This window comes from Sulfitobacter sp. BSw21498 (genome assembly GCF_006064855.1).
In the GTDB taxonomy this organism is placed as follows: Bacteria; Pseudomonadota; Alphaproteobacteria; order Rhodobacterales; family Rhodobacteraceae; genus Sulfitobacter.
On sequence record NZ_CP040753.1, the window covers coordinates 981,254 to 1,006,728 of the forward strand.

Here is a 25,475-nt window from a genome sequence, read left to right on the forward strand (position 1 = left end):
TGCCTCGCGTTTCACCAAGAACCCAATTGGTGAAAGGAATTACTATGATCAAGAAATCAGGCTCCGCAAAATGGACCGGTAACCTCAAAGAGGGCAAAGGCCACGTCTCCACCCAGACCGGCGTGCTCAATGACCAGCCTTACGGCTTCAACACCCGTTTTGAAGGCAAAGACGGCACCAACCCCGAAGAGCTGATTGGCGCAGCCCATGCGTCCTGCTTTTCCATGGCCCTGTCAATGATCCTCGAAGACTACGACCTGGTCGCGGACAGCATTGAAACCAAAGCCACCGTATTTCTCGAACAAAAAGATGGTGGCTTTCACGTGCCGAAAATCCACCTCGATGTAGAATGCGTGATCCCCGATGCCACGCAAGAGCAGTTCGAAGAGGCGACAAAAACCGCCAAAGAAAATTGCCCGATTTCCAAGCTGATGACCGCTGAGATCACAATGGATGCGAAACTGTCCTGACCTCGTCCCAAGGGCCGCGCACGCCGCGGCCCTTGCACTTACCCCTTCACCCTTTTCTCAAATACTCATTCCACCCTTGCACCCCGCGCCCCCCCGTCCATATTGGACATATGATCCGCATCCTCCCCATCGTCCTCGCCGTGCTCTTCGGGCTTGCCATGTACCGCTTTTCTGCGTGGCGCACCGCCAGAGAGCTTGACGAGAAATCGACCGAGCTGCTGGACCCTGCCCTGCGTGAGATGACCTTTAAGCTTGCGAAAGCACTCGATCTGCCGCGGATCAAGGTCCACATATACGAAGTGGCCCCCGTCAACGGTCTTGCCGCGCCGGATGGGCGGATCTTCATCACCCGTGGCTTTTACGAGAAATTTAAATCCGGTGCTGTCACCGCCGAAGAACTCGCCAGCGTGATTGCACACGAGCTGGGACACGTCGCCTTGGGCCATTCACGGCGGCGGATGATCGACTTTTCAGGCCAGAACGCCATGCGTGCTGCGCTTGGCATGATCTTGGGGCGCATTATCCCCGGTGTCGGAATCTGGATCGCCAATATGCTTGCGAGTTTGCTGGCAGCACGGCTGTCGCGTGGCGATGAATACGAGGCGGATGCTTATGCCGCCGCTCTTTTGACCAAAGCAGGCATCGGCATCGCGCCGCAGATCTCTTTGTTCGAAAAGCTCGAAGCGTTAACGCAAAGTAACCACGGGACGTCGCCCGCATGGTTGCTTAGTCATCCCAAAACGGCAGACCGGATCAGTGCGTTGACTGCGCTGAAATCCGCGTGGGACCGCTAACCGAGCGCTTTGGCAAGCCGCGGCAAACGCGCTTTCTTCAACAGCGGGCGCATTTCCCATGGCTGTCCCGACAGGCGGCGCGCTTCATCCAGAACGGAATCAGCAACCTGCACGATCATCTCTGGCTGGGCCAGCCAGACACCGTGCAGATAGCTATCGGGATCCACCCGTGCCAAGCCTTCTTCGGCCAGAGTGCCACGGGGAAAATCCTTGGCGTTCAGCGTCATGATAATGTTGGCATGGCCGGTGATCGCGGCGGCCAGCACATGCACGTCGTTTTCGTCCGGCAGATACAGCCGTGCTGCCACACCGGGGCTTGGGGGGACCTCGGCCTCTGGCCATGCGGCGCGCAGCAAGGCGATCTCTGCGCGGGCCTGTGCTTCGCCCTCGGGGCCAAGCTTGATCGCGGCGCGCGCCCATTCTTCCAACAGGCGCGCCGACCACAGCGGTTCAAACACCCCGACCCGCGCAGCACCCATCACCATCTCACGCATGACGGTGGGATAGAGGACGCAGGCGTCGATCAGGATGCGCAGCGTCACGACAGACGGAAGAACAGTGACTTTAGGTATCCCGTTTCGGCCAGTTGTGGCAACTGCGGGTGGTCCGGACCGGCGAAACCGGTGTGCAGCAGCGCCGCTCGACGTCCTGCGCGACCAATGCCGCGCACGGATGAAGTGCGGAACTGCGTCAGATCGACCGCGTGCGAACACGAACACAAGCCCAGCACACCATTCTCTGCGACCAGCTGCGCTGCTAAACGGGCAACACGTTCATAAGCACGCAACCCTGCCTCGAGCGCAGGCTTGCCGGGGGCAAATGCGGGCGGGTCACAGATCACGACATCAAATTCTTCGCCCTCGGCACGCAGGGCGGTCAGAATATCAAACGCATCCCCCTGCCGCGTTGCGAAACGGTCCGATACGCCCATGGCATCGGCACCCTGCTGGGCAAGTTCCAGCGCCGGAGCAGACCCATCGACCGCAACCGCAGAGGATGCGCCATTTGCCAGCGCTGCCAGAGAGAACCCGCCGACATGTGCAAACACATCCAGCACGCGTTTGCCCTTGGACAGGTTGGCCGCAAAGGCGTGGTTGGGGCGTTGATCGTAGAACAGTCCGGTTTTCTGGCCGCCTGTAAGGTCTGCCATATAGGTCGCGCCGTTCATCGGCACGGGCACTGCCGCGCCGGGCGCGTCGCCGTGCAGCACACCGCTAACGTCGTCCAACCCTTCAAGGCTGCGCGTCCGGCCCGATGCGTTTTTCAACACGTGGCGCACGCCGGATTGTGCGACCAGCGCCGCGGTCAGCGCGTCGATATGGACGTCGGCCCAAGCGGCATTCGCCTGAATAACAGCCGTATCGCCAAAGCGATCGATCACGACACCGGGGAGCCCGTCCGCTTCGGCGTGGATCAAACGGTAATACGGCGCGTCATACATTTGGTCACGCAACTGTACGGCGCGTTTAATATGAGCCTCGAACCAGCTTTGGTTCACCACCGCTTCGGAATTCTGGTCCAACATCCGGCAGAAGATCTTGGAGGTCGGGTTCACCGCGACCACCCCCATCACCTGACGGGCGCTATCTTCCAGCAGCGCGAGGCTGCCGGGGGTCAACGCTTTGGTGCGTCGGTCGGTGACCATTTCATTGGCATAAACCCAGGGAAACCCGTGCCGGATGGCGCGGGCATTGGCCTTGGGCAGCAGGCGCACCACAGGCAAATCGGAAGGGTCGGTCGAAGCGGGAGGGGAAAGGGGCGTTGTCATACCGCCCCCATTAGTCGGTTCCACGCGGTTGGGGAAGCGCAGAGTTCACCGATACGCTTAATAGGCGGCAAGTTTCGTACGTTTGTAGCTGCCCGGTGTAGACAGCTGTTGTTCGATCGCGCGGGCAAGATCGTGGATCAGCACGGTGTTGTCTGGCTGCGCTTCGGCAATGGGCGGGGCAAAACTGTTCAGTTCAACCGTGACCTGACGGGGCTCGGCCAGCGCCTTGCCATTGCGCGCATCCACCACGGTCAGAATGAACTCAGCCGATGGCACGTCCGTCGCAGACCCTGAGGCGGGATTATGAAAGCGCAGGACCTCCACCTCAAGCGTTGCTGGAACTGGTCCATATGCGGTGACGGCACCCTGTTGGATTGCGGCCTCGAAGATAGCACGGACCTGATCGCGGTGATCGGTATTTGCTGCGTCATGCCAGATGATGTCCGCCGATTGCAGCAGGGTGGTCTCTTGGGCTACACGAAGATGATTGGGTAAAAAGACATTGGTTTGCTGGATATGAACGGCATCCAACAGCGTATCGGGCTGGTAAGAATTAAGGTTATCCAGCAAAGACATACGGGACGAGGATGTATCATACATCGCATTCCGGCTGGCAATATCCGCCGGTGCACAACCGGACACGGCAGCGGCGCAGACCAAAGCGATCAACAGGTTTTGATGTTTCATATTCCCCTCCAAAAGCTGCCGGTGAATAGGACTGTGCAGCGTTGATATTGTAATGCCGTCCAATTAAGGCGGGAATGGGGCGAGAATGTTCAGAACCTCGGGCAACATTTGGGTATTTCGGCACGTTTGCGTCTTATTGTAATGTTTTCTAGCTTCGAGGACGTGTTTTCCATCCCCCACGCCGTCGGGGGGTGGCCATACCGATCAACCCCTCCTGCATTACGCCGGTCATCGGATGATCCAGATTTTCTGGCGTGACCTGATCCAGCAACGCACGTAAGGCGGTTTTGGTGTCTGACTCCATCGGCAGGCTCAGCGCCCAATCCAGAAAGATCGACCGGCACTCCGGCGGCGTGATCCCCGGTATGCGATAGGATTCATAGATCAACCCCTTAGGGTCGTTCAGATCACCTTTGGTCATGGCTGTCCCCTGTCGGCCTTATCAACGTAATCGGCCAATGCTTCGCCAATGATCGCCGCAGCCTGCGCATAGCTCCGGGTCAAATGGTCGTGCAGTTCTTTCGGTGTCTCGACCTCATGCGTGCGACACAAGAACCGCAAGCCCGCCTGCCCCAAAGAATCCTCGCGCAGAACCGATGGTGACAGCAACCGCGTCGCGGCCTGCAAAGCCCAGCACGTGCGATACACCTTGCGCAACACCTCTGCCTGATCGGCACTGACGATATTTTGCTGGTTCGCATGCGCAATGCCGCTGGCGATATCGCGCGCCGTTGTCCCTGCCAGCAACGCACCCGCTTGCGCCAACAGCTCGATATCCTGCAAGCGCCCCGGCCCGTTTTTGGCGTCCCAAATGCCGCCCGCGGCCTTTGCAGCGGCAAGACGCGCGCGCATGGCGGCGACCTCGTGCAAGGTATCGGCGCGGTCGCGCGGGCGTGCGAGCACCTTGTTACACAGCCCCGACACCTCCTGCATCAGGTCATCGGGGCCGGCCACACATTCGGCTCGCGTCAGCGCGAGATGCTCCCATACCCAAGCTTGCCCCATCTGGTAGCTTTCAAAGCTGGCGAGACTGGTCGCCACTGGACCCTGCGTGCCGGAGGGGCGCAAACGCATGTCCACTTCGTAAAGCTTGCCTTGGGCCATGGGGGCGGTCATCGCCGTGATCATCGCTTGGGTCAGGCGCGCGTAATACAGCCGCGAGGCAAGCGGCCGCTTTCCGTCAGAGGTTTCGACATCGGCGGAATCGTAGACGACAATCATATCAAGATCAGAGGCCGCGGTCAGGCGGCGCGCACCAAGCGACCCCATGCCCACCAATACAGCGCCGCGTCCCGGCGGTGCCCCATGACGCCGCGAAAATCCGTCGATCACCACGGGCCATAGCCCGCGCAAAACTGCCCGCGCGAGATCGGCATATTGTGCGCCCACCGTCGCGGCATCAAGCAACCCGCGCAGGTGATGCACACCGATCCGAAAGTGCCATTCCTTTGCCCATCGACGGCAGGTATCAAGCCGCGCCTCATAGTCCTCCTCGGCCTCCAACGCTTCTGTCAGGCTCTCGAGCAACCCATCTTCACCGGGCCAATCGCTAAAGAAATCGCCGCCGATCACAGCATCGAACACTGACGCATTGCGCGACAGATACGCCGCCAAGGCGGGCGATGCGCTGACGATATCCACAAGTAAATCAGACAGTTGCGGGTTGATCTTCAATAAAGAGAATAGCTGCACGCCCGCGGGCAGCCCTCCCAAAAATCCGTCAAAGGCCAAAAGCGCCTCGTCCGGCTTGGTGGCCCGTGCCAGCCGTGCCAGCAGGCCGGGCTTGAGCTCTGCAAACAGCTCAGCCCCGCGGGCGCTACGCAAAGCGGGATAACTAAGCCAACGATCAACAATGGCGGCGTCAAAGACATGTTCGTCAGGGGCGGCAGCCGGTGTAGGGCTTGTGGTCGACCCCGCAAAGAACCCTTCGGTTAATTGGTGAACCTCTTCCAATCGCCGTTCAAGATCGCTGCGCAGCGCGGGCAGATCCATGTCCATCATCGCGGCCAGACGGTCAAAGCCTTCATCGGACTGTGGCAGCGTGTGTGTTTGCGCGTCGCGGATCATTTGTACCCGGTGCTCGACGGTGCGATGCGCACGGTAATGGTCGCAAAGGGTTTCGGCCGCGTCTGCGGGAATCCATTCCTTTTCGGCCAATACAGCCATGCCTTCGCAGGTACCGCGCACCCGCAGGTCAGGGTCGCGCCCACCCGCAATCAACTGGCGGGTCTGGGTAAAGAACTCGATCTCGCGGATGCCGCCGCGCCCCAGCTTCATATTGTGGCCTGACAGTGAAACCTTGCCCCCCAGCCCTTTGTGTTCGCGAATGGCAAGCCGCATGTCATGCGCATCCTGTATAGCGGCAAAGTCCAGATGCTTGCGCCAGACAAAGGGGCGCAGGACCGACAGAAACTGATCCCCCGCCGCCAGATCCCCGGCCGCGGGTCGCGCCTTGATATAGGCTGCGCGTTCCCACGTCCGGCCAAGACTTTCATAGTATCTCTCGGCGGCTTCCATCGCCATGCAGACCGGTGTGACACCGGAATCGGGCCGCAAGCGCAGGTCGGTGCGAAAAACATACCCCTCGCCCGTGAGATCGTTGAGCGTTCCGCTCATGGCGCGGGTGGCGCGCACAAATGCGGTGCGTGCGTCGTGGAAGTCAACCGGATCAAAGCGGGTCTCGTCAAACAGGCAGATCAGATCGATGTCAGAGGAGTAGTTCAGCTCGCGTGCGCCCATCTTGCCCATGGCAAGCACGACCATCCCCGCGCCGGTTTCGGCATCCTCTTCGGTCATGCCGGGCAGTTTGCCGCGTTTGATCTGCGCCTTCAGCCCTGCCGTCAGCGCGGCCTGGGTCGCGGCATCGGCGAAATCCGTCAATGCACCGGTAACGTCCTCCAGCGACCAAGCGCCTGCCAGATCGGCCAGCCCCGTCATCAACGCCACGCGTCGCTTGCTCTGACGCAGGTGGCTTGCAAGCTGGTCGGGGGCCACATCGCCTGCGCAGTCGATAACATGTTGGACTGCCACAGCGGGATCCTCGAACGCCGTGCGACACCAGTCGGTTTCCTTTTGCATCAACGCTAAAAGGTAAGGCGACGTCGACCCTGCCCCCGCAACAAGGGCTGCGATCTCGGGCGGCACATCAGGAAACAGCGCACGCGCATCCTGCGCCTGATCGGTCGTAAAAATGCGGGGACAGCGGGTGATCTGACTGGCAAGTGTTCTCATATGCCCAGCATTCGCTGGTTACTGGGGCTTCGTCAATGGGCGGAAAGACAGTGCTAAGCCCCAACAAACGCGGCCAAAACCAAATAATGTAAAAAACATTTACATTAAACCTTGCAAAGCGGGCCCAGCATGCCGATCTACTGTAATGTGAAAGGCATTTACATAGCCCACCACCGCACCGGCCCGCAGCGTTCAGGGCCACCACACTCTGACCGAAAGGGAACTTGATGACACAGAGCTATGCACCCTCGTACGCCGCACAACGCAGTTGGCTGGGCCGTGCCGAGGATTTTCTTGACGACAAGGGCAAAGGTGCCTGGATCGCCGCCATGGTTGTCGGCTTTATCGCATTCTGGCCGCTTGGCCTCGCCGTTCTTGCCTATATGATCTGGAGCAAACGCATGTTTAAATCTATGTCTTGCAGCAAACGTGCCCGCCGTGGCGTTGTCACCGGGCGTTCTACTGGAAACGCCGCATTTGACGCCTATAAGGCCGATACGCTTGCCCGTCTGGAAGAAGAGCAAACCAACTTCGAAGCCTTCCTGACCCGCCTGCGCGACGCCAAGGACAAGGCCGAGTTCGACCAGTTCATGGCCGAACGGTCGCGCGATGACGACGATGCGCAAAAGGCCTGAGCCTTGCGTGAAGACAACCGTGCCCTCCGCCTTGGCGGGGGGACAACCATTCTTGAGGGACGAGACATGATGACCCCCACCACCCCTGATCCATTCGACCAGCCCGAATTCTATAGCGGTATTCCGACCAAACGGTTCATGGCATGGGTTGTTGATGCTTTGCTGGTATTGATTGCCAGTGTGCTGATCGTGCCGTTCACTGCCTTTATCGGGTTGTTTCTATTCCCGTTATTGATGCTAATCGTGGGCTTTACCTACCGTGTTGCGACGCTTGCCAGCGGGTCGGCCACATGGGGGATGCGCCTGTTCGGCATGGAGCTGCGCACCGCACGCGATGAACCGCTTGATCTGGCGTCGGCCTTTTTGCACACGGCAGGCTATAGCGTAAGCGTTGCCATGATGCCGTTGCAGGTGATTTCGATCATCCTCATCTGTTCTACCTCGCGCCACCAAAGCCTGACGGATGTGATCCTAGGCACGGTCCCGCTGAATCGTCGTGCCGAAAGCGTGAACTGACCCAAACTTGTACTTGGCGCGGTTTGGTCCAGTTGTTAGGATTTCGCGGAACAACAACGGATTTTCATGCGCCATACACTCCCCATCGCACCGCAGTTCTATGTCACTGCGCCGCAGCCCTGCCCTTATCTTGAAGGTCGGATGGAACGTAAGCTGTTCACCGCCCTACAAGGAGAGTCTGCGACCAAGCTTAACAACAGTCTGTCGGGGCAAGGGTTCCGGCGGTCGCAGAATGTACTGTACCGCCCGTCCTGCGCAGATTGCGCAGCCTGTATGTCCGCGCGCATCAACGTGGCCGACTTCAGCCCGAGCAAGGGCCAAAGGCGCACGATCAAACGCAACGCAGGGATAGCGCGACGGGCGACGTCGCCATGGGCCACAGAAGAACAATACGATCTGTTTCGCACCTATCTTGACAGCCGTCATGCGGATGGTGGCATGGCGGATATGGATGTTTTCGAATTTGCCGCGATGATCGAGGAAACACCGATCCGCAGCCGTGTGATCGAATATCATGACAAGCAAACCCGTGATTTGATCGGTGTGTGCCTGACGGATGTGCTCGAGGATGGGGTGAGCATGGTCTATTCCTTCTACAGCCCCGACCGCCCCCGTGACGGGTTGGGCAACTACATCATCCTCGATCATATTGAGATCGCCCGCTCGGCGGGCCTGCCCTATGTTTATCTAGGCTATTGGGTGCCCGGCAGCCCCAAGATGGGGTATAAAGCCAAGTTCTCGGGACTTGAGGTCTATATGGGGGGCGCGTGGCAAAAGATGCGTAACCCCGATGATTTCTCCTCCGATGAGCATCCGCTGAACACCGTTCCAATTGCCGAGCAGGTCGCCAATATCGCGCTGCCCGATCTGAGCCCGACCAGAGGCTGATACGCGACTGCGCTGCGCTTTGAACCGCTTTCATTCTCAATGAAACGAAAAAAGGCACCCCGAGGGGTGCCTTTTGTTTTAGCAGAACCGTGCTGCCCGTTTAGTTCGGAATTAGATCCGGCACAATTGTCACGATCACCGGGAACATCCACAGCAGCGCCAAGGCCCCAACCTGGATCAAGACGAAAGGAATGATCCCACGGTAGATGTGCGACGTGGTCACGCTCGCCGGCGCAACGCCGCGTAGGTAGAACAGCGCAAAGCCAAAGGGCGGCGTCAGGAACGACGTTTGCAGGTTCACCGCGATCATGATCGTCACCCATTTCGGATCAAAGGTGCCGCCATAGATCACCGGCCCGACAATCGGGATCACGATGTAGATGATCTCGAGGAAGTCGAGCACAAAGCCCAGCACAAACAGCACCAGCATCACGATCAAAAAGACTGTCAGCTCGTTGTCAAAGCTTTTCAGCCACTGCTGGATGTAGTGTTCACCGCCAAAGGAGATCACAACAAGGTTCAGCAGCTGCGACCCGATCAGGATGGTAAATACCATCGAGGTCACCTTGGCCGTCTCGCGCACCACGGGGCTAAGCACGCCCGAGGTATAGAGAATCCAGCACGAGAACAGCAGACCGAAGACCGCGTATAGATACGCACCATAGGCCACGAAGAAGGCAAACCAGCCTTCGACGCTCACGCCCTCTTGGTTTATGCGCAGGTCAAAGTTCACACCCACAAGGATGCTGATCAGGATCGCCAGCGTGGACCAGATGATCACCTTGGGTGACCGATCCATATCCTTGAGCTTGCGATACGCCGCCAGCATGATGGCACCACCTGCCCCCAAAGCCGCGGCAGGCGTCGGGTTGGTGATACCACCAAGGATTGACCCCAGCACCGCAACGATCAAGACCAGCGGCGGAAAGACCACGCGGATCAGTTCGTTACCTGCGCAAAGCTTCAGCGCATAGACCACACCATACATCACAGCCACGAACGGCAGCGCCATCAGCACCACCAATCCACCCGATGACGTTGCAGGGCCGATCAGCAGGATGTCCACCAGCACGGCAAGAACCAGACCAATGCCGCCGATGATCAAGGGGCGCTTGCCCGCCGAAGGTGCCACACCGCGACCCGTCGTCATGACCAAGGCCAGCAGGATCAGGATGATCGCAACACCGGTCCCGATCGGAGCGGCATCAGCGATCTTGTCTGCCTGCTTTTGGGCCAGTGCTTCTTCGGTCAGCTTTTCGCTGGCCTGTTGACCACCCGCGGCTTCGATCGCGGCTTGTTCGGTCACCGCTTGATCCCATGCACTTTGCCCGTGCAGTTCGATCATCGCGGCCTGACAGGCTTCGCCGACGTTCGTGCGCAGGCTGGCGCCTTTCCCGATATCGCTAAAGCTTGAAACCACTGTCGACTGGCTTCCCACCATACCAAGGTTGCCCAGAACAATCGTCCCGACGATCAGCAAGGCCGGCATACCAAGGAACCACGTAAAACCTTCGCCCCGCGTGATGGGTTCGGCATTGGTCGCCCCCATTGGCACAGCAGGCGCTTTTTCAGGGTTCAGCAGCGCGTATACAAAGGCATAGAGCGCATAAAGCAGCGCCAGCATGATCCCCGGCAGCAATGCCGCCTGAAACAGCGTGCCCACAGACACGACCGCAGGCTCGCCCAGATAGGTCAACGCATCCGTACATCCAGCCGAGGTTGCCCGTGCTTCTTGCGCCGCTGAGTACAAGTCACCAGCCAATGTGCCCAACAGAACAATAACAATGGACGGTGGGATAATTTGCCCCAAGGTACCAGACGCGGCGATTACACCGGTTGAAAGCTCGGGCGAATATCCGTTCCGCAACATCGTAGGCAGGGCAAGCAGGCCCATCGTAACAACAGTCGCGCCAACAATTCCTGTCGAAGCGGCAAGAAATGCCCCAACAACTACGATCGATACGGCAAGGCCACCAGGCAACGGGCCAAACACCCGCGCCATCGTGGTGAGCAAGTCGTTAGCAATCTTGGAACGCTCGAGCGTGATCCCCATGAGAACGAACATCAGAACGGCAAGAAGCGTCTCGATCGACTGCCCCGCGAGAACACGTTCGTTCATCCGGTTCACGATAAAGCTAACATTACGATCCAGCGCGACTTCCCACCCTTGGGGGAAAACCGATTCACCAACGAGCGGTAGATCGGGATAGCGGAACTTGGACACCGCGTCGTTGGGAACGCCAGAGTTCACCAGATCACGATACGCTTGGGACGATTGGTCAATCGCCTGATGCACCATCAACCCCGCACTATCGAGCGCGGCAATGATGCCGAAAGAAATGATACCAGCACCACCGATGGCAAAGGCCACCGGAAAGCCGGACAGGATGCCGCCAAAGAGGCAGGCAAAAACAATGATCAGGCCAACTTCGACCCCGTCGAGACCAAATAGCATGGGACGCCCCTTGAATTAATGTGTGCCCTCATAGGCTTCTTCGCCCTCGCCCAACGTATCGCGGTCGAGATATTTATCTGCGCTCTCAGGCCCTTCGCGGAACTCTAACAAAGCACGATAAAAAACTGATATTGCCTGCAAAATCACCATTACGCAGAAGGCGCAAAGCAGGATCTTGAACAGGAAGTAGCCATTGAACCCGTTCGGCGAAAAGCCGATGGTCTCCACATTCCACTTCAACAGACGCGCTTTGCGCAGCAACAGCTCTAGCCGGTCGGATGCCGACGGGTTCGGTGTCACCAGATGGCGCCACAGGAAGAACCAGCCATAAAGCCACGTGACAATCGCGAAGGGGATCATGAAGCACAGCGCGCCGAACATGTCGATCACGCGCTTGGTGCGGAACTTGGCACCGGCATAGAACAGGTCAACCCGTACGTGCCCGCCTTGCACAAAGGTGTAAGACACACAAAGACAGACGACCAAGGCGTTGAAAAGCTTTAGTTCTTCGGCAAACCAGCTGATGTCGAATTGCAGCGGAATACCAAAGCCGATAGAGATATCAGGCCGAGTAAAAATGCGCTGCATAAAGACGATTATGATCTGTTGCAGCACCATCAGCAATCCGGCCCACGCAAAAAGACGCCCCGTCGCGTTGGCAAAACCTTCCAGCCCGCGCACACAGGCCCACATAACGCTGCGCTTCCAAATCCCTATGGCCGTGACAATCACCAGCCCGATCAGCAGGACAAAGAACAGCTCTGCCGAGGCACCGTAGTAGATGAACCGCATCAGCGCTTCGCCATTGGACCAGTCTAGCCACATGGACGGGTTCAGCAGCGCTGCAAAGAAATTATAGAACGCCTCAAGTAGGTTGCCCAGAACAAAGCTGATCAGGTTGCCCTCTTGGAACTGGTCCAAGCAGCTGATTTTGGCCCCTTCCGCCGCGCGGAAAAATCCTGCGCATACTGCATCTTCTGCCATTGATATCCCCCCTTCGCCCGCCCGGTTTCAGCGCCGGCTTGGTGCGAAAATTATCCTCCCTTTGCGTGCCCTGTTTCAGGGATGCAAAGTCGCGTGCGGGGCCGCCCAAAGGCAGCCCCCATGTCATCCCAACGGGATGACTTACATTTTGCCAAGAACGCGCTGGCGTTGCTCGACATAGTAGGCATCGGATTTCGACAACCATTCTGCCGATGCGGACAGCGAGGATTCAAAGCTGGTACGGATGTCAGCGAACAGGGTATCGTCCATGTTCTCGTCCATAACCTCTTTGGAGGCGGCACCGAACGCATCCCAAACATCGTCGGGGAACTGCATGGTTTTAACACCCTGCTGCTGCAAACGGGACAATGCGGCACCGTTATTGGCCAGCGTTTCGGCCAGACCTGTGTGTGTCGTCGCCATCGATGCATATTCGATGATCTTTTGCTGTGCAGGCGTCAGGTCGTTGAACACATCAAGGTTGACCGATGCTGTCAGACCCGAACCTGGCTCGTGGAAACCAGCGGTGTAATAGATCTTGGCGACTTCCTGGAAGCCCGCGCGTTCGTCCGCAAATGGGCCAACCCACTCAAGACCGTCCAGCGCGCCCGACGACAGCGCCTGATACAGTTCACCACCAGGGATGTTCTGAACCGATGCGCCCAGTTTACCCAGAACCTTGCCGCCCAGACCGGGCATGCGGAATTTCAGACCATTGAAGTCTGCGGCAGAGTTGATTTCCTTGCGAAACCAGCCACCGGACTGCGACCCGGAGTTACCGGCGAGGAACATCTTCATGTTGAAGATTTCACCGATCTGGTTGTGCAGATCATGGCCGCCACCGTGCAGGTACCAGTTTGTCAGCTCTTGGGCTGTGGCACCGAAAGGAACGGCGGTGAAATACGCCAGACCGGGGTGCTGGCCGATAAAGTAATAGTCGGCGGCGTGGTACATATCCGCCTGACCGGAAGATACGGCATCAAAGACTTCGAACGCGCCGACAAGCTCGCCGGGGGCTTTCTTTTCGATGGTCAACGTGCCGTCAGACATTTCGTTAACCATATTGTTCAGATAGGTGGCAGCGTCATCGAGCACGGCAAAGCCACGGGGCCAAGCGGTGACCATGGTCAGCGTGCGTTTGCCTTGGGCATACAGCGGTGCGGCCAGTGTGGTTGCAGCAGCGGCAGACCCGCCAAGCGCGGATGTCTTCAGAAATGAACGACGGTCCATGTTGGATACTCCTCCCGAGTAATATGAGGGTGCCCGCGCTTCATTATATGCGCGCAGGTCATTTCAAGTGACACTCAATTTACGCAAATGCCCGAACATGAAAATACCAACTACTGCGTAGACAGCACAGTTTTACCGCCCAAATATGCTGCAGACGACTGAAGTGACCCGCCATATCTTGTGCACCCGCACGCATAGCGGGTGAAAGGCTCGCTGCATCTAGCACTTTGATTCGCGAGGATTTCCCAGTATCAGCCATGCATGCGCCGCCCGTCATTCCTGATCGCCCCCACCTATGCTCAAAAGCTGACGCTCATTGCTGCCGTCCCTTTGGTGCTGGCAGTGACGGCGATTGCATTTGTGGTGGCATTACAGGCCCGCGCCGTCGCGAACCGTGAAATCTCGACGTTAGAACAGCAACTGATCGACGCCAAAAAAGTCGAGCTGCGCAACTATGTCACCCAAGCACGCAACGGGTTTTACTTTGTCTACGGCTCTGCCTCGCCCGATGACGGGGGGGCAAAATCGCAGGTCGCGCAGATCCTGTCAGCGATGATTTATGGCGAAGAGGGGCAATTCTTTGTCTACGACTACGACGGCACCGCGCTCGTCAGCCCGCGCCAAACCGACCGGATCAACCGCAACTTTGCCGGCGAGACGGACAGCCAGGGCACTGCTGTGGTGGACGAACTGATCCGCATCGCGCGCAATGGCGGCGGGTATCACACCTATATGTGGCCTAAACCGTCGACCGGTGAAGACGCACGCATGATCACCTATGTGACGTCGTTTCCAAGTTGGCAGTGGGCTGTGGGCACGGGTGTATTCATCGATGACGTGCTCGCCAGCGGTGCCACCGCCCGTTTCGATGTCTTGGCGCGGGTGCATCGCACGTTCTTCTATATTGGCGCGATCACGGTCACCGCGCTTTTTCTGGTCTTCGGGTCGGGTATGCTGGTCAACCTGCGCGAACGCCGCCTTGCGGATGCCAAGCTCAAGAAGCTCACCCAACGGGTATTTGATGCCCAAGAAGAAGAACGCGGGCGTGTGGCGCGCGAATTGCACGACGGGATCAGCCAGATTCTTGTGGGGGTGCGCTATGCGCTCGACAATGCGCGCCGCAGGCTTGAACGGGGCGACACCCGCGCAGCAGAGCCTTTGGCCAAGGGGATCGACAGCCTTGCCGAAGCCATCGCAGAAGTCCGCCGTATCAGCCGTGAGCTACGCCCCAGCATCCTTGATGATCTAGGCCTTGGTCCGGCGCTGAAAACTCTGGTAGAACAGTTTGCACTACGGACAGGCGTGAAATGCCAGTTCAACACAGTGGTGTTTCGCAACCGTCTGGACGACGAGGCTAAGATTGCACTGTACCGGATTGCACAAGAGGCGCTGACCAATATCGAACGCCATGCCCGCGCCACGGAAGTAATTGTCGACCTGCGGGGACACCGGCAGGGGGCGACGCTCTCTATCTCTGACGACGGGTTGGGGCTGTCCAAGACGCGCTCTGTTTCAGGCGGCTTGGGGCTGCGCAATATGCAAGAAAGGATTGAACAGCTTGACGGGACGCTGACGCTGCAAGCCTCGGCCCAAGGCGGCACCCAGATCACCGCCACCGTACCGCTGACCCATATGCTGCGCCCGCCGCCGATCGCCCTGCCCTGACCCCGATGATCTTCCTCCTGCCGAAAGCAACCTCATGCCCCCTTCAGCCTCTCCGCCATCACATATGATCAAGGTCATGATTGTCGACGATCACCCGATGGTCGCCGAAGGCATTCAGTCGATCCTAGAAAGCTACGATGATATTGAGGTGGTCGGCTGTCTGCCCAACGGTCGCGCTGCCATTGATAGCGTCGCGCAGCTGGCACCTGATGTGATCTTGATGGACCTCAACATGCCCGAGATCGGCGGACTTTCGGCGACTGAAATTTTGCTGGAGCGCGAACCTGATACCCGCATCGTGATCCTGTCCATGCACGATAACCCCGAATATATCTCTTCGGCGCTGAGCCACGGTGCTTTGGGCTATATCCTCAAAGACGTGCCCACCGATGAGATCAAGCTGGCGATCGATACAGTGATGGCCGGCAGTCGCTATCTATGCACCGGTGCGCAAGGGTCGCTTGAACCCAAGGACGCAACGCGTGAATCCCTGACCGAGCGGGAGCAGACGATCCTGCTGCAGCTGGCACAGGGCAAATCCAACAAAGAAGTCGCGGTGACCTTGGACATCTCCGTGCGTACCGTCGAGACACACCGCAAGAACATCAAACGCAAGCTCGGCATCTCGTCGACTGCGGGGCTGACACGTTATGCGATGGAACATGGGGTGTTGCAGGGAACGGGAGTCCGGCTTTAGCGCCGCAAAACCGGTTTAAACGGCTACAATTTTTCAAAAATTAGAAAATTTACGATTTCACGCAACAAATGAAAAGATTTTAAGCCCCTAGCGACACTTTTAGATCAAATATGCCATTGACGCCCCTTTGCGCCGCTCATAATGTCCACGCACGCAATGAAGGGCCTTTGGCTATGACAGATCTAGCAATTACAGATATCGTCGTCATTCTAAGACACACGCGCATGGGCCGGTAACGGCAGACCATACCAGTCACCATGCGCCCCCGTCAAAATCGGGGGCTTTTTTTTGCGCAACGCACCTTTTGATAAACCACCGCCTGACGGAGCACCAAGATGACACGTAAAATGACCGGAGCGAAGATGATCGTTCAAGCCCTGATTGATCAGGGTGTCGATACCGTATTTGGCTATCCCGGCGGCGCTGTCCTACCGATTTATGACGAGGTGTTCCAACAAAACAGCATCAAACACGTGCTGGTGCGCCACGAACAGGGCGCGGTGCATGCCGCCGAAGGCTATGCGCGCTCGACCGGGAAACCGGGCGTTGTGCTTGTGACCTCTGGCCCCGGTGCCACCAACGCTGTGACTGGTCTGACGGACGCCTTGCTCGATTCCATTCCGCTTGTGGTTCTGACGGGTCAGGTTCCGACCTTTATGATCGGCTCTGACGCCTTTCAGGAGGCCGACACCGTGGGCATCACCCGCCCCTGCACCAAACACAATTGGTTGGTGAAAGAGACCGACAAACTGGGCGCTGTCCTGCACGAGGCATTCCACGTGGCCACCAGCGGGCGCCCCGGTCCGGTTCTTGTCGACATCCCCAAGGACGTTCAGTTTGCCACGGGGCAATACACCCCCAAGAAACCGTCGACCTCGCATTATCAGCCGCCCCTCAAAGGCGACATGACCGAGATCACCGCACTGGTAGAAGCCATCGAATCTGCCAAACGTCCTGTCTTTTATACCGGCGGCGGCGTCATCAACTCTGGCCCCGCGGCATCGCAACTGCTGCGCGAATTGGTCGAGGCGACGGGCTTTCCCATCACCTCTACGTTGATGGGCCTTGGCAGCTATCCTGCGTCCGGCGACAAATGGCTGGGGATGCTGGGGATGCACGGTCTTTACCAGGCCAACATGGCGATGCACGACTGCGATCTGATGATCAACGTCGGGGCGCGTTTTGACGACCGCATTACCGGCGTCGTCGATCTGTTCAGCCCAAAGTCGAAGAAAGCGCACATCGACATCGACCCGTCGTCGATCAACAAGATCATCCGTGTCGACATTCCTATCGTCGGTGACGTGGGCCATGTGCTGGAAGACCTCCTGAAAGTCTGGAAATCCCGCGGCCGCAAAACCAACTCCGACGCGGTTGCCAAATGGTGGAAACAGATCGAGGAATGGCGCAATGTTGACTGCCTGAAGTTTGAACAAAAAGGCAAGATCATCAAACCGCAATACGCGCTCTCGCGGCTTGAGGCGCTGACCAAGGATCACGACCGTTATATCACCACCGAAGTCGGCCAGCACCAGATGTGGGCGGCACAATATCTGAATTTCGAAGACCCGAACCGCTGGATGACATCCGGTGGGCTCGGCACAATGGGCTACGGCTTTCCTGCCTCCATCGGTGTGCAGATGGCCCACCCCGACGCGCTGGTAATCAACGTCGCGGGCGAAGCGTCGTGGCTGATGAACATGCAAGAAATGGGCACCGCGATGCAATACGGCCTGCCGGTCAAACAGTTCATCCTGAACAATGAACGCCTGGGTATGGTACGCCAGTGGCAGGAATTGCTGCATGGCGAGCGTTATTCCCAAAGCTGGTCTGAATCCCTGCCCGACTTTGTAAAGCTGGCAGAGGCTTTCGGGGCCAAGGGTATCATTTGTTCCGACCCCGATGATCTGGACGATGCCATCATGGAGATGTTGAACTACGATGGCCCCGTTATCTTTGATTGTCTGGTGGAAAAACACGAAAACTGTTTTCCAATGATCCCGTCAGGTAAAGCCCACAATGACATGATGCTGGCGGGTGCCGGTACGCAGGGTGTGATCGACGCCAAAGGATCGGTCTTGGTCTAAGCCGCGAACGGCACAAGCAAACACATCGGCGCGGTCGCGCGCCGACATTGAATACATCTTAAAAGGACAGTGTCATGTCAGCCCTAAAGATCAAAAAAGGCGCCACCAGCCATTCAGCCTACAACCTGCGTCCCAACTTTTCGGATGTTATTGAACGGCACACGCTTGCGGTTCTGGTTGAAAACGAACCCGGCGTGCTGGCGCGTGTCATCGGCCTGTTTTCCGGCCGCGGTTATAACATCGACAGCCTCACCGTGGCAGAGGTGGATCATACAGGTCACCTGAGCCGCATCACGATCGTCACCTCGGGGACACCGCAGGTCATCGAACAGATCAAGGCGCAACTGGGTCGGATTGTACCGGTACATGAGGTGAATGACCTTACCGTCGAAGGTCCGGTGGTCGAACGCGAACTTGCCATGTTCAAGGTCAGCGGCACAGGCGAAAAACGCGTCGAAGCCCTGCGTCTGGCGGATATCTTTCGTGCCAATGTCGTTGACAGCACGTTGGAAACGTTTGTTTTCGAGATTACCGGCGCGCCCGAGAAAATTGATGCCTTCGCCGAGCTGATGCGCCCCTTAGGGCTGGTATCTGTCGCGCGGACCGGTGTCGCAGCGCTGTCTCGCGGCAACTGAATGCCTGACTAAGCCCCGTGACCTAGCCTAGCCTCAACAGGCTAGGCTAGGTCACGTTGACGAAGCTCTGCGGGCAGTGTGTTTCTGGGCCGGAAATGCAAAATATCGCCCCCAAGAGTATCCCTTACGGTCGTGTTTGAGTGCTGCATCAGCTTTTCCGGCAGATCGGCATCCGCTTTGCTTTTCACGATGGCGGGATTGAACGCCTTACGCAGCTTGGCATCCTGATAGACTTCGAACTGAACTAGGTCGCCGGCATCAAAGGGTGCCTCGGTAGGGTCTACGCTGTCCGGATCGCCGTGAAAGTAAGCGAGGTCGCCGTGATCTTCACACCAGAAAACGGCTTTATTGGCTTTCGCGTCGCTCCAAAGCACTACTCCGTACATTTCCGAACCCCTCCTAAATACTTCTAGACATGAGATATACTCGCGCCATTTTGATAAATTGTCGATTTTTTTACGATTTCAATTTGTGTCGGTCGCTGCTTATTTTGACGCTGATCAGCGTCAATTAACATCTAATAAGGGCAAATCCACTTGCCAATTCATTCAAAGGTTGTGATGTTTAATTACTTTATTCTAATGGACTTTTTTCATGACAAGCCCAGCTGATATTAGAACGATTTTTGGCGATAATTTAAAACAGTTAATAGCAGACTACCCGTCGGTGACCTACCTCGCACATGAGCTCGGCGTCAACCGGACCCAGTTAAATCGCTACCTCTCCGGGGACAGTTTCCCCCGACCCGACGTTCTGGCCAGAATTTGCCAGTTCTTCGGTGTCGATGCCCGCATTCTGTTGGAACCTTTAAATGACATAAAAAAACCTGCCCCCCCGTCGTCTGGACTGATGCGTGATTTTGTAGCGGCCCGCGCGCTGGATCTTCCCGAAGCCATGCTTCCCAGTGGGTTCTACCGCTTTTCGCGCCGAAGCTTTCTGATCCCCGAAAAATTTGCCGTCGGGCTTTTGATGGTCTTTCGTCGCGGACGTAGAACCTATGTGAGAGGCTATGAAACGGCGATGGCCATGCGCATGCAGGGGTTGCCACTCAAATCTGAGTTTCGCGAATATCGTGGTGTCGTCTTGATGCAGGAAGAGGGCATCGCAATCATCGCGTCACGGCGCGGCGCGATGACGTCATCATTTAACTATCTTGGTCGAATTGGGACATTTAACAATAACTTTTGGGTCGGGTATATCACGCGTACCGTACCCGAAAGCGCCATCGGGCTGCGCGCAACGCGTCTGGTCTATGAATACCTGCCCCAAACCCTGCCAGCCGTGTTGAAAGTCGCCCGTAACGGCGGGTTATTTGCCGAGGAAGAGCTTGAGCCCTTCCATCGGCGTCTGCTGCGTCCCGAGTACGCGTTTGAATAATGCGCGCGCTAGCCGAGCTGTGGTCGGCGGGCTTGGGGCCAATGGGTCGTCTCGTGCCAACGCTGGGCTAATTGCAACAGCTTCACGTCGCTACCGCGCGGCCCGATTAGTTGTAGCCCCGCTGGCAGCCCTGCCGCGCCAAACCCGGCGGGGATATTAACGACGGGCAGTCCGATCAGGCCAGCCGGCACCACCACCTGCATCCAGCGATGATACGTATCCATATCACGACCCGCGATCTGTGTCGGATGCACTTGATCGACGTCAAAGGGCCACAGCTGGGCAGACGGCAACACCAGCACATCGACCTTTTCAAACAACGCCGTCACACAGCGGTACCAATCGGACCGCGTCAGGCTGGCCTTTTGTACCTCATGTGCCGAAAACCCAAGGCCGCGTTCTACCTCCCACTGGGCGGCGGGTTTAAGATGCGCACGCGTTTCCTCGTTGCGATATAGCGGGCCAAGTCCGGCTGCTACGGCAAAAGAGCGTAGGGTAATCCAGCTTTCCCACATCGCTTCTGCATCAAAGGGCGCGGGCAGATGGGTGATTTTGTGCCCTAAAGCCGCCATCTGGTCCAATGCCGCCCGACTGGTCGCGTCGATCCCGTCCTCGTACGGAAAAGCCCCGCCCCAATCACCCAGCCAACCGATGTGCCGCGGATGAACCGGTGCGCCCATTTCGGGCAGGCTAGGTCCTGGCGACAGACCCAGTGGCTGATCGGAGTCGTTACCGGTCATGGTATCCAGCAACGCTGCCAAATCACGCGGGGTACGCGCCATCGGTCCTGCCGTGCTGAGCTGATGCAGGAACATATCCCCTTCGGGCTCTGCCGGAACAGTGCCCCAGCTTGGCCGCATACCGTAGACGTTGTTCCAGCCGGCGGGGTTGCGCAGGCTGCCCATCATATCTGAACCATCCGCGACGCTCAGCATACCGCAGGCCAGCGCCGCCGCCGCCCCGCCCGATGAGCCACCAGCAGAGCGGGACAGATCATAGGGGTTGCGTGTGGCACCGTAGACCGGATTGAACGTATGGCTGCCAAGACCGAATTCGGGCGTGTTGGTCTTGCCGATGATGATGGCCCCCGCCGCACGAATACGGCTGACGAACACACTGTCCTTCTGCGCTATAGTGTCGGCAAACAGAGGCGAGCCTTTGCTGGTGGGTAACCCCTTGGCATCGGATAAGTCCTTGATCGCGATGGGAATACCGTGCAGCCAGCCGGTTCTTGGCGTTGCGTCGGCCTGTGCGGCCTCTGCCATCAGGTCTGCCCGGGGGCACAGCGCGACAATGGCGTTGACCTGCCCGTTGACGGCGTCAATGCGCGCCAAGGTTGCCTCCATCAGCGCGACGGCGGTCAAGCTCCCGTTCGCCAGCGCTTCGGATTGGGCCAATGCCCCGATGTCTAGGATATTCATGCCTGTGCCCTCCGTTCGGGTCATAGAACGGAAGGCAGCGCGCAGATGCAAGAGGCGGTGACGCGAATGTCGCGCGTCACCGGTATGTCCGCGCGGCGCTGCCTAGATTATGGTCTTAGCTTTGCGCCTCGGCACGGGATTTACCCGATACCGCAAGCGCCAGTGCGGCCCCCATCAACCCGTCAAGATCACCATCCAGCACCCCTTTTGTATCCGAGGTTTCATAGTTGGTGCGCAGGTCTTTAACCATCTGATAGGGCTGCAGAACATAGGACCGGATCTGGTTGCCCCAGCCTGCGTCGCCTTTATTCTCGTGGGCTTCGTTGATGGCAGCGTTCCGGCGATCGAGCTCCATCTGATAAAGCCGCGATTTCAACGCCTTCATTGCGATGTCACGGTTCTGGTGCTGCGATTTCTCAGAGCTGGTGACGACGATCCCCGTGGGGTGGTGTGTGATCCGAACGGCAGAATCCGTGGTGTTCACGTGCTGGCCACCGGCACCGGAAGAGCGGTAGGTATCGATGCGGATATCGCTCGGATTGATGTCGATTTCAATATTGTCGTCGACCACCGGATATACCCAGATAGAGGTAAAGGACGTGTGCCGTTTCGCAGCGCTGTCAAAGGGGCTGATCCGCACCAGACGGTGCACACCGGATTCTGACTTCAGCCAACCATAAGCGTTCAAACCGCTGATCTTGTAGGTGGCTGATTTGATCCCGGCTTCTTCGCCCGCGCTTTCGGATTGCAGCTCGACCTTATAGCCCTTTTTCTCGGCCCAACGGACGTACATCCGCGACAAGATATTGGCCCAATCACAGCTTTCGGTGCCGCCCGCCCCTGCGTTGATCTCAAGGAAGGTATCATTCGTGTCAGCCTCGCCGTTCAGCAACGCCTCAAGCTCTTTTTGGGCTGCTGTTTTGGCGAGTGTTTTCAGGGAGCTTTCCGCCTCGGAAACTACCTCTTCGTCGCCCTCCATCTCGCCCAGTTCGATAAGCTCGATGTTGTCGGCCAGCTCTTGCTTGATGCCTTCGTAGGTGGCGATAGAATCGACCAGCGCTTGGCGGTCACGCATCAGCTTTTGCGCTGCGTCGGGGTCATCCCACAGGTTGGGGTTCTCGACGCGGGCGTTGAATTCTTCCAGCCGGTAGGGCGCGGTTTCGACATTCAGACGCTGCGCCAACAGCTCCAGCGATTTGCTGATCTGGTCTGCTGTGTTTTGTGCATCTGCGCGCATGGTATCCTGCCTTTAAATAGATCGCGGCCCCGAATAGCCGGGGCCGCGTTTCAAATAGACCAGCGCGGCAACTTGGGCAAGCGCTAGGGCGGTGCCTGTGGCGTCAGTACAGCCCGCCAGAGTTGATCGTCCCAAAGCTGGCCTTGGGCCCCACACGGGCTTTTTTACCGGTAGAGGTCGTAACCTCGCGTGCGCCACTGCCTGCCTCGTTCACCAGTGGCAGATCGGCACCCATCGCAAAGCCACCGTCAAAGGTGATCCCGAACAGGGGCTCTTCGCCATCACGGAAATATTCGGCCACAACATTTGAGCCCGAGGCACTGTCGGACAGACGCGCACCGCTGAAGCGATCAATTTTGATAAAGCGCCCACCGGGCGGCACTTCGAAGGGGCCGCCGCCATATTTCTGAATGGCCTCGCTCATGAAACGCTGGAACACCGGACCGCACATACCGGCCCCATACGCCCCACGCCCCAGCGAGCGCGGATTGTCGAAACCGATATAGCAGCCCGCCACGATGTTGCTGGAGAACCCAATGAACCAGACGTCTTTCGCATCATTTGTCGTACCGGTCTTGCCCGCAATTGGCACCGGCAAATTCACCGCGCCGCGGGCCGTCCCGCGATCAACCACGCCCTTCATCATCGAGGTCAGCTGATAGGCGGTAATCGGGTCCATGACCCGTTCACGGTTGGAAACAATGCGCGGCCCGACACCGGGGGCAAGGGTTTCCAACTGGCAGTCGTTACAGATCCGCTGGTCGTGCTTATAAACGGTGCGGCCATAGCGATCCTGTACACGGTCAACCAAGGTCGGCTGCACACGCTCGCCGCCATTCGCGAACATCGCATAGGCCGACACCATCTGGTACAGCGTCGTTTCCTGCGAGCCGAGCGCGTTGGCAAGTACCGGCGACAGATTGTCGTACACCCCGAACCGTTCGGCGTAATCGCCAACTGTGTTCATCCCGACCTCTTGTGCAAGCCGGATGGTCATCAGGTTGCGCGACTGTTCGATACCCGTCCGCAAGGGCGTGGGCCCGTAGAACTTGTTCGACGAGTTGCGCGGCCGCCACATGCCCTGAGGTGTATTGATTTCGATCGGCGCATCCACGACGATGGTCGCGGGGGTATAGCCGCTGTCGAGCGCCGCAGCATAGACGAAGGGTTTAAAGCTTGACCCCGGCTGGCGCTTGGCCTGCGTGGCGCGGTTAAACACCGATGCCTGATAGGAAAAGCCGCCCTGCATCGCGATCACGCGGCCTGTGTTAACGTCCATCGCAACAAAGCCGCCCTGCACTTCGGGGATTTGGCGCAAGGTCCAGCGGATAAACGACCCGTCGCTATCGGTGGTCATGCGACGCACAAGCACCACATCCCCGACCTCAAGCAGATCTGCAGGCACCTGTGCCCGCGGGCCAAGCTTGCCGTTTTCCAGACGTTTGCGCGCCCATTGGACATCCTTGGCAGGAATAGAATGACCGCCCTCGACTTCGTCCACGCCCTCGATCCCGATACGGGCGGCACCATTTTCAAGGTTCAGGACAACTGCCGGATGCCATTGATTTTCCAGATCAACATCACGCGGCACCCGCACGTCAGACAACGCTTCGCGCCAATCTGCCTCTGACGTCAGCTTTTCAGTCGCGATTTTCTTGCCGGTGCCGCGATAGATACCAATGCCCCGGTCATATTGTTCGAGTTGAAGCTGCAGGGACTGTGCCGCGATGGGTTGCATTTCGTTGTCGATGGTGGCGCGCACGGTCAGACCGCCAGTGAAAAATTCACCCTCGCCAAAGTTTTCGGACAGCTGGCGGCGAATTTCATCGGTAAAGTAATCACGCGGCGGCAGTTCTGCCTTAAAGCTTTCGAAATCACCATTCTGCACCGACCGCAGGGGCTGCGCGACTTCGGAGTCATACGCAGCGGCGGTGATATAGCCGTTTTCCTTCATCTCACGCAGAACAAAGTTCCGACGCGACAGCAACCGCTCTTTTTGGCGGACAGGATGATAGTCGGACGGCGCTTTGGGCAAGGACGCTAGGAAGGCTGCCTCATGCGGGGCCAGCTCCCCCAGCGTCTTGTTGAAATAGGTCTGCGAGGCCGCAGCTACACCGTAGGAGTTTTGGCCAAGGAAAATCTCGTTCAGGTAAAGTTCGAGGATTTTCTCTTTGGGGAGCGTTTCTTCAAGGCGGGCGGCAAGGATGATTTCCTTTACCTTGCGCTCTGCGCGTCGGTCGCCAGACAGCAAAAAGTTCTTCATGACCTGTTGCGTGATGGTCGACGCACCGCGCACGTCCTTGCCCCGTGTGCGCACCGCATCCACCGCAGCGGCACCGATGCCGCGCAGATCGTACCCCTCGTGGATGTAAAAGTTCTTGTCTTCGGCCGAGATGAACGCCTGTTTGATCAGTGCCGGGATCGTATTGGCCGGTGCGAACAGGCGGCGTTCCTTGGCGAATTCATCAATCAACCGCCCCTGCCCGGAATAAATCCTGCTGATCGTCGGCGGCGTGTACTGCGCGAGGGATTCGTGGCTGGGCAGATCGCGGCCATACATCCAGAACACCGCGCCGATGGTCATGGCGACCATACCGATGCTCATGGTGAGGGTGGTGAAAATACCCCCGAAAAAAGACAGGATCAAACGAAACACGGTTGGCAGTTCCTTGCAAGGAGGGTTGGTGAACCGTCTATA

Annotated in this window: 22 protein-coding genes; 10 read left to right on the forward strand and 12 right to left on the reverse strand. The window is 58.0% G+C overall.

The window, feature by feature from the left end; genetic code table 11:
• Positions 1-44: 44 nt before the first annotated feature.
• Together E5180_RS04790 and E5180_RS04795 are read left to right on the forward strand one after the other, a co-directional pair.
• Positions 45-470 (forward strand): OsmC family protein, encoded by a 426-nt coding sequence (locus E5180_RS04790; protein ID WP_138923394.1) that lies wholly within the window; start codon positions 45-47, stop codon positions 468-470.
• 110 nt (positions 471-580) lie between these two features.
• Positions 581-1,264 (forward strand): M48 family metalloprotease, encoded by a 684-nt coding sequence (locus tag E5180_RS04795; protein ID WP_138923395.1) that lies wholly within the window; start codon positions 581-583, stop codon positions 1,262-1,264.
• Here the strand turns inward: E5180_RS04795 and E5180_RS04800 are convergent.
• From E5180_RS04800 to E5180_RS04820, 5 genes are all read right to left on the reverse strand, one after another.
• Positions 1,261-1,806, reverse strand: a complete 546-nt coding sequence (locus E5180_RS04800; protein WP_138923396.1) for an RSP_2648 family PIN domain-containing protein — start codon at positions 1,804-1,806, stop codon at positions 1,261-1,263. The genes E5180_RS04795 and E5180_RS04800 overlap by 4 nt on opposite strands.
• Positions 1,803-3,032 carry an RSP_2647 family RNA methyltransferase gene (locus E5180_RS04805; RefSeq protein WP_138923397.1) on the reverse strand — a complete coding sequence of 410 codons (1,230 nt, stop codon included), beginning with the start codon at positions 3,030-3,032 and terminating at the stop codon, positions 1,803-1,805. The genes E5180_RS04800 and E5180_RS04805 overlap by 4 nt, the downstream gene beginning before the upstream one ends.
• A 57-nt stretch (positions 3,033-3,089) precedes the next feature.
• The gene (locus tag E5180_RS04810) at positions 3,090-3,719 is read right to left on the reverse strand and encodes a DUF6778 family protein (RefSeq protein WP_138923398.1); all 630 of its coding nucleotides are present in this window, start codon (positions 3,717-3,719) and stop codon (positions 3,090-3,092) included.
• Positions 3,720-3,867: 148 nt separating this feature from the next.
• The gene (locus E5180_RS04815) at positions 3,868-4,140 is read right to left on the reverse strand and encodes a hypothetical protein (protein WP_138923399.1); all 273 of its coding nucleotides are present in this window, start codon (positions 4,138-4,140) and stop codon (positions 3,868-3,870) included.
• Positions 4,137-6,950 (reverse strand): glutamine-synthetase adenylyltransferase, encoded by a 2,814-nt coding sequence (locus E5180_RS04820; protein WP_138923400.1) that lies wholly within the window; start codon positions 6,948-6,950, stop codon positions 4,137-4,139. Before E5180_RS04820 ends, E5180_RS04815 begins: the two co-directional genes overlap by 4 nt.
• Before the next feature lie 227 nt (positions 6,951-7,177).
• Here E5180_RS04820 and E5180_RS04825 point away from each other — a divergent pair, with 227 nt between their 5' ends.
• From E5180_RS04825 to E5180_RS04835, 3 genes are all read left to right on the forward strand, one after another.
• On the forward strand, positions 7,178-7,585 hold the full coding sequence (locus tag E5180_RS04825; RefSeq protein ID WP_138923401.1) for a DUF2852 domain-containing protein: 408 nt from the start codon (positions 7,178-7,180) through the stop codon (positions 7,583-7,585).
• A gap of 69 nt (positions 7,586-7,654) precedes the next feature.
• A complete protein-coding gene (locus E5180_RS04830; RefSeq protein WP_093733899.1) occupies positions 7,655-8,101 on the forward strand; it encodes an RDD family protein in 447 nt (148 codons plus the stop codon).
• 66 nt (positions 8,102-8,167) lie between these two features.
• The gene (locus E5180_RS04835; protein WP_138923402.1) at positions 8,168-8,989 is read left to right on the forward strand and encodes an arginyltransferase; all 822 of its coding nucleotides are present in this window, start codon (positions 8,168-8,170) and stop codon (positions 8,987-8,989) included.
• Positions 8,990-9,089: 100 nt separating this feature from the next.
• Here the strand turns inward: E5180_RS04835 and E5180_RS04840 are convergent, their stop codons facing one another.
• From E5180_RS04840 to E5180_RS04850, 3 genes are all read right to left on the reverse strand, one after another.
• The gene (locus E5180_RS04840) at positions 9,090-11,444 is read right to left on the reverse strand and encodes a TRAP transporter large permease (protein ID WP_138923403.1); all 2,355 of its coding nucleotides are present in this window, start codon (positions 11,442-11,444) and stop codon (positions 9,090-9,092) included.
• Positions 11,445-11,459: 15 nt separating this feature from the next.
• Positions 11,460-12,428: a TRAP transporter small permease subunit gene (locus E5180_RS04845; protein WP_138923404.1), complete on the reverse strand. Its 969-nt coding sequence runs from the start codon at positions 12,426-12,428 to the stop codon at positions 11,460-11,462.
• A 141-nt stretch (positions 12,429-12,569) separates the two neighbouring features.
• Positions 12,570-13,658: a TRAP transporter substrate-binding protein gene (locus E5180_RS04850; RefSeq protein WP_093733846.1), complete on the reverse strand. Its 1,089-nt coding sequence runs from the start codon at positions 13,656-13,658 to the stop codon at positions 12,570-12,572.
• A gap of 261 nt (positions 13,659-13,919) precedes the next feature.
• Between E5180_RS04850 and E5180_RS04855 the strand changes: the two genes are divergently transcribed.
• The 4 genes from E5180_RS04855 (at position 13,920) to ilvN (ending at position 18,742) form a co-directional block, all read left to right on the forward strand.
• Positions 13,920-15,323, forward strand: a complete 1,404-nt coding sequence (locus tag E5180_RS04855) for a cache domain-containing protein (protein ID WP_138923405.1) — start codon at positions 13,920-13,922, stop codon at positions 15,321-15,323.
• Between the two features lie 76 nt (positions 15,324-15,399).
• Positions 15,400-16,020 carry a response regulator gene (locus E5180_RS04860; RefSeq protein ID WP_237271700.1) on the forward strand — a complete coding sequence of 207 codons (621 nt, stop codon included), beginning with the start codon at positions 15,400-15,402 and terminating at the stop codon, positions 16,018-16,020.
• 335 nt (positions 16,021-16,355) lie between these two features.
• A complete protein-coding gene (locus E5180_RS04865) occupies positions 16,356-18,107 on the forward strand; it encodes an acetolactate synthase 3 large subunit (RefSeq protein WP_138923407.1) in 1,752 nt (583 codons plus the stop codon).
• A gap of 74 nt (positions 18,108-18,181) precedes the next feature.
• Positions 18,182-18,742, forward strand: a complete 561-nt coding sequence (gene ilvN, locus E5180_RS04870) for an acetolactate synthase small subunit (protein ID WP_138923408.1) — start codon at positions 18,182-18,184, stop codon at positions 18,740-18,742.
• A 41-nt stretch (positions 18,743-18,783) separates the two neighbouring features.
• Here the strand turns inward: ilvN and E5180_RS04875 are convergent, their stop codons facing one another.
• Positions 18,784-19,128, reverse strand: a complete 345-nt coding sequence (locus tag E5180_RS04875) for a hypothetical protein (protein ID WP_138923409.1) — start codon at positions 19,126-19,128, stop codon at positions 18,784-18,786.
• Positions 19,129-19,336: 208 nt separating this feature from the next.
• Between E5180_RS04875 and E5180_RS04880 the strand changes: the two genes are divergently transcribed.
• Positions 19,337-20,119: a helix-turn-helix domain-containing protein gene (locus E5180_RS04880; RefSeq protein ID WP_138923410.1), complete on the forward strand. Its 783-nt coding sequence runs from the start codon at positions 19,337-19,339 to the stop codon at positions 20,117-20,119.
• Positions 20,120-20,127: 8 nt separating this feature from the next.
• On the opposite strand, the gene E5180_RS04885 is transcribed toward E5180_RS04880, so the two are convergent.
• From E5180_RS04885 to E5180_RS04895, 3 genes are all read right to left on the reverse strand, one after another.
• Positions 20,128-21,540 (reverse strand): amidase, encoded by a 1,413-nt coding sequence (locus tag E5180_RS04885; RefSeq protein ID WP_138923411.1) that lies wholly within the window; start codon positions 21,538-21,540, stop codon positions 20,128-20,130.
• Positions 21,541-21,655: 115 nt separating this feature from the next.
• Complete coding sequence (gene prfB / locus E5180_RS04890) at positions 21,656-22,777, reverse strand: peptide chain release factor 2 (protein ID WP_138923412.1); 1,122 nt, start codon at positions 22,775-22,777, stop codon at positions 21,656-21,658.
• A 103-nt stretch (positions 22,778-22,880) separates the two neighbouring features.
• Positions 22,881-25,433, reverse strand: coding sequence for a penicillin-binding protein 1A (locus E5180_RS04895; RefSeq protein WP_138923413.1), 2,553 nt, complete (start codon positions 25,431-25,433; stop codon positions 22,881-22,883).
• Positions 25,434-25,475: the final 42 nt, after the last annotated feature.

What these genes read in the sequence shown, in the direction of transcription:
- E5180_RS04805 (WP_138923397.1), bottom strand. Translation starts at nt 3,032, where the DNA reads ATGACAACGCCCCTTTCCCCTCCCGCTTCGACCGACCCTTCCGATTTG.
- E5180_RS04845 (WP_138923404.1), bottom strand. Translation starts at nt 12,428, where the DNA reads ATGGCAGAAGATGCAGTATGCGCAGGATTTTTCCGCGCGGCGGAAGGG.
- E5180_RS04830 (WP_093733899.1), top strand. Translation starts at nt 7,655, where the DNA reads ATGACCCCCACCACCCCTGATCCATTCGACCAGCCCGAATTCTATAGC.
- E5180_RS04790 (WP_138923394.1), top strand. Translation starts at nt 45, where the DNA reads ATGATCAAGAAATCAGGCTCCGCAAAATGGACCGGTAACCTCAAAGAG.
- E5180_RS04855 (WP_138923405.1), top strand. Translation starts at nt 13,920, where the DNA reads ATGCGCCGCCCGTCATTCCTGATCGCCCCCACCTATGCTCAAAAGCTG.
- E5180_RS04880 (WP_138923410.1), top strand. Translation starts at nt 19,337, where the DNA reads ATGACAAGCCCAGCTGATATTAGAACGATTTTTGGCGATAATTTAAAA.
- E5180_RS04840 (WP_138923403.1), bottom strand. Translation starts at nt 11,444, where the DNA reads ATGCTATTTGGTCTCGACGGGGTCGAAGTTGGCCTGATCATTGTTTTT.
- E5180_RS04810 (WP_138923398.1), bottom strand. Translation starts at nt 3,719, where the DNA reads ATGAAACATCAAAACCTGTTGATCGCTTTGGTCTGCGCCGCTGCCGTG.
- E5180_RS04815 (WP_138923399.1), bottom strand. Translation starts at nt 4,140, where the DNA reads ATGACCAAAGGTGATCTGAACGACCCTAAGGGGTTGATCTATGAATCC.
- E5180_RS04825 (WP_138923401.1), top strand. Translation starts at nt 7,178, where the DNA reads ATGACACAGAGCTATGCACCCTCGTACGCCGCACAACGCAGTTGGCTG.
- E5180_RS04835 (WP_138923402.1), top strand. Translation starts at nt 8,168, where the DNA reads ATGCGCCATACACTCCCCATCGCACCGCAGTTCTATGTCACTGCGCCG.
- E5180_RS04865 (WP_138923407.1), top strand. Translation starts at nt 16,356, where the DNA reads ATGACACGTAAAATGACCGGAGCGAAGATGATCGTTCAAGCCCTGATT.
- E5180_RS04795 (WP_138923395.1), top strand. Translation starts at nt 581, where the DNA reads ATGATCCGCATCCTCCCCATCGTCCTCGCCGTGCTCTTCGGGCTTGCC.
- E5180_RS04820 (WP_138923400.1), bottom strand. Translation starts at nt 6,950, where the DNA reads ATGAGAACACTTGCCAGTCAGATCACCCGCTGTCCCCGCATTTTTACG.
- E5180_RS04875 (WP_138923409.1), bottom strand. Translation starts at nt 19,128, where the DNA reads ATGTACGGAGTAGTGCTTTGGAGCGACGCGAAAGCCAATAAAGCCGTT.
- prfB (WP_138923412.1), bottom strand. Translation starts at nt 22,777, where the DNA reads ATGCGCGCAGATGCACAAAACACAGCAGACCAGATCAGCAAATCGCTG.
- E5180_RS04860 (WP_237271700.1), top strand. Translation starts at nt 15,400, where the DNA reads ATGATTGTCGACGATCACCCGATGGTCGCCGAAGGCATTCAGTCGATC.
- E5180_RS04850 (WP_093733846.1), bottom strand. Translation starts at nt 13,658, where the DNA reads ATGGACCGTCGTTCATTTCTGAAGACATCCGCGCTTGGCGGGTCTGCC.
- ilvN (WP_138923408.1), top strand. Translation starts at nt 18,182, where the DNA reads ATGTCAGCCCTAAAGATCAAAAAAGGCGCCACCAGCCATTCAGCCTAC.
- E5180_RS04885 (WP_138923411.1), bottom strand. Translation starts at nt 21,540, where the DNA reads ATGAATATCCTAGACATCGGGGCATTGGCCCAATCCGAAGCGCTGGCG.